The 2,921-nt window shown below is 61.6% G+C and carries 2 protein-coding genes and 1 pseudogene; 2 read left to right on the top strand and 1 reads right to left on the bottom strand.

Translation table 11 applies throughout. The features are described from left to right. Positions 1-207, top strand: a pseudogene (locus tag EN879_RS30535) (phosphodiesterase); the annotation flags it as partial. Between the two features lie 71 nt (positions 208-278). On the opposite strand, the gene EN879_RS30530 reads toward EN879_RS30535, so the two are convergent. Next, positions 279-2,081 carry an NAD(P)/FAD-dependent oxidoreductase gene (locus tag EN879_RS30530; protein WP_063168271.1) on the bottom strand — a complete coding sequence of 601 codons (1,803 nt, stop codon included), beginning with the start codon at positions 2,079-2,081 and terminating at the stop codon, positions 279-281. A gap of 432 nt (positions 2,082-2,513) precedes the next feature. Between EN879_RS30530 and EN879_RS30525 the strand changes: the two genes are divergently transcribed. Continuing rightward, a partial coding sequence (locus EN879_RS30525; RefSeq protein WP_348631507.1) for a DUF6600 domain-containing protein occupies positions 2,514-2,921 on the top strand: 408 nt, incomplete at its 3' end.

Genomic DNA, 2,921 nt, shown 5'->3' with positions numbered 1-2,921 from the left:
GTGCATACGCTGTCGCTGCAGGGCGGGCCGATGAATGCCGAGGAGGTGGCCGAGTTCCGCAAGAACCCGTTCCATGAGGAAGCGGTCCGGGTCCGCATCTGGGACGAGAGCGGCAAGATTGCCAACATGAAGACGCGGACGTTTCGCGATTACGTGCCGCTGTTGCAGCGGGTGGTGACGCAGTTCGCGGCGGGTAAGCCGGCGTAATTCCCTCAAAGGAAGGAGGCAGGGTGCAAGCCCTGCCTTCTTTCTTCCGGCTTCGCCGGAATCGCGCTCGCCTACCCCTTGTGATGCACCTGCTGCAGCCCGTAGACCGGCGTCGCCAAGCCGGCCTGCCTGGCCTTCAGCTGCAGCGCCAGGAATTGTGAATAGTGGCGTGACTGGTGCAGGTTGCCGCCGTGAAACCACAGCGCTTCCTGCTGTGTAGGCTTCCACATGTTGCGCAACTCGCCTTCCCAGGGGCCGGGATCCTTGGTGGTGTTCGAGCCGAGGCCCCAGCATTTGCCGACCTTGTCGGCGGTTTCGCGCGATATCAGATCGGCGGCCCAGCCGTTCATCGAGCCGTAGCCGGTGGCGTAGACGATGAGGTCCGCAGGCAGTTCCGACCCGTCGCTGAGCAGGACCGAGTGCTGCTTGATCTCTTCGACGTCGACGCCACTCTTCAGCTTGATCGAACCATCGATGACCAACTGCGATGCGCCAACATCGATGTAATAGCCAGAGCCGCGCCTGAGGTACTTCATGAACAGGCCGGACTCGTCGTCGCCCCAGTCGAGCATGAAACCGGCCTTTTCCAGTCCCTTGTAGAATGCCGCATCGCGTTTCTTCATCTCGGCATAGGCCGGGATCTGGAACTCGTGCAGGATCTTGTAGGGCAGCGAAGCGAAGATGAGATCGGCCTTGGCGGTGGTGATGCCATTCTGCAGCGCCTGCTCCGAATAGAGCGAACCCAGTCCGATTTCCATCAACGTGTCGGACCTGGAGATATGGGTACTCGAGCGCTGCACCATGGTCACGTCGGCGCCGGCTTCCCAAAGTGCGGCAGCGATGTCATGGGCGGAATTGTTGGATCCGATGACAACGGCCTTTTTGCCGGCATAGGCGTCGGGACCCGGATGCTTCGACGAGTGGTGCTGATCGCCCCTGAAGGTCTCCATGCCCTTGAATTTCGGCAGATTGGCTTTGCCGGACTGTCCGGTCGCCAGCACCAGTTGCTTCGGCTTCAGCGTGATGTCCTTGCCGTCACGGTGGACGACAACGGTCCATTCCTTCGTCTTGTCGTCATAGGAAGCGCTTTTGGCCTCGGTCGAGGACCAGTAATTCAGCTCCATTACCTTGGTGTACATTTCCAGCCAGTCGCCGATCTTGTCCTTGGGCGAGAAGACCGGCCAGTTCTTGGGGAAATCGATATAGGGCAGATGGTCGTACCAGACCGGGTCATGCAGGCAGAGCGACTTGTAGCGCTTGCGCCAGCTGTCGCCGGCACGCTCGTTCTTCTCGATGATGATGGTCGGCACGCCAAGCTGCCGCAGCCGCGCGCCGAGCGCGATACCGCCCTGGCCGCCACCGATGATCACCGTATAGGGCTGCGTCTTGAAGCCGAGCTCGGCGGCTTCCCTCTCGCGCTCTTCCTTCCATGTCGGACGGTTCTTGCCCGAGCCGTGCCTGGCGCCCATCGGCCGCGCGAAGCCTGCCGGCTCCTCGTGGCCTTTCAGTTCGGCCATGGTGGTCAGCAGCGTCCAGATCTTGCCGTTCTTCAGCCTGATATGGCCGAAGCCGCGTGCCGCCTCCGTCTCGAAGCTGATCCAGCCCTCGATCAGTTCGCCGCTCTCGGTCGCGTCCTCGCCCTTGGCGATGGCGAAGTGCGATGGCCTGGTGTTCGACAACTGGCTTTTCAGCATGTCGCGGACCTGGTCGCGGCCTTCCATGGTCTTGATGTTCCAGGTGAAGGTAACGAGGTCGCGCCAGTAGCAATCTTCTTGAAAGCAATCGACCGCCTTCTCGATGTCATCGGCAGCAAGCGCGGCGCCGAACTGGTCGAGTACGTCAGACAGTTTCTTGCTAGAGGGCTTGTCGAGCATCAGGTTTCCTCCCGTGAAATCCAGATCGTCATGGTGATGGCTCCGACGGGCTTGCCGCCGGACGATCAAGTATCGTCAGAGATGGCGGCCCTCGTCACGCCCCACCATAGTTTCCAGCGGTTTCAATGGTTTATTCGCAAAATGGGATCACCCGGCGGTTTCGCAATCGCCCGGGCGCCGGAAACGACCGTCCCATTTGTGAATGCCGCGCCGGTCGCGCAAAGTTGATGGTCAAATGCCGCAATGCGGTCACCGGGGCCGATGACAACCGATCGGTGAGAAGCCGGGAAGCGGTGGCGGGCAGCAGGGCGGTTCCCGGGATTTTCTGGATGCGGAACTCTGGAGCCCGTTATGATTATCATATCCTTTTTCCAAGCGTCTTCACGCCACTCTCTCGGCCGGCGTGGACGTGCTGCAGCAATGGCCGCGGTCATGGCTTTGAGTGCGACGCTGACCGGCCCGCTGATGCTGCCCGGAACACAGGCGCATGCGGCGGAAATTTCCGTCACCGTCCGCGAAAGGCTTTCGAACTATGGCGGATGGCGAACCTCCAGCCGCTTCGGCGATGTCTGGGTTCCCTCGGTGCATACCCAATGGCGGCCCTACACCGAAGGCAGGTGGGTCTGGACTGACAATGGCTGGTACTGGCAGTCCACCGAGCCATTCGGCGATGTCGTCTATCACTATGGCCGCTGGGCGTATGATCCCGATTTCGGCTGGGTGTGGATCGCCGGCGATCAATGGGCGCCAGCCTGGGTGGTCTGGCGTCAGGGCGGCAATGATGTCGGCTGGGCTCCGGCGCCGCCCGACGTCGGTGCCGCCTTCGACGACGCCTGGTGG

The sequence above is a fragment of the Mesorhizobium sp. M7A.F.Ca.AU.002.02.1.1 genome (assembly GCF_003998535.1).
Lineage (GTDB): Bacteria > Pseudomonadota > Alphaproteobacteria > Rhizobiales > Rhizobiaceae > Mesorhizobium > Mesorhizobium ciceri.
This window is presented reverse-complemented; position numbering and strand designations above follow the sequence as displayed.

Coding starts and splice junctions, on each gene's coding strand:
- EN879_RS30530 (WP_063168271.1), bottom strand. CDS start 2,081: ATGCTCGACAAGCCCTCTAGCAAGAAACTGTCTGACGTACTCGACCAG.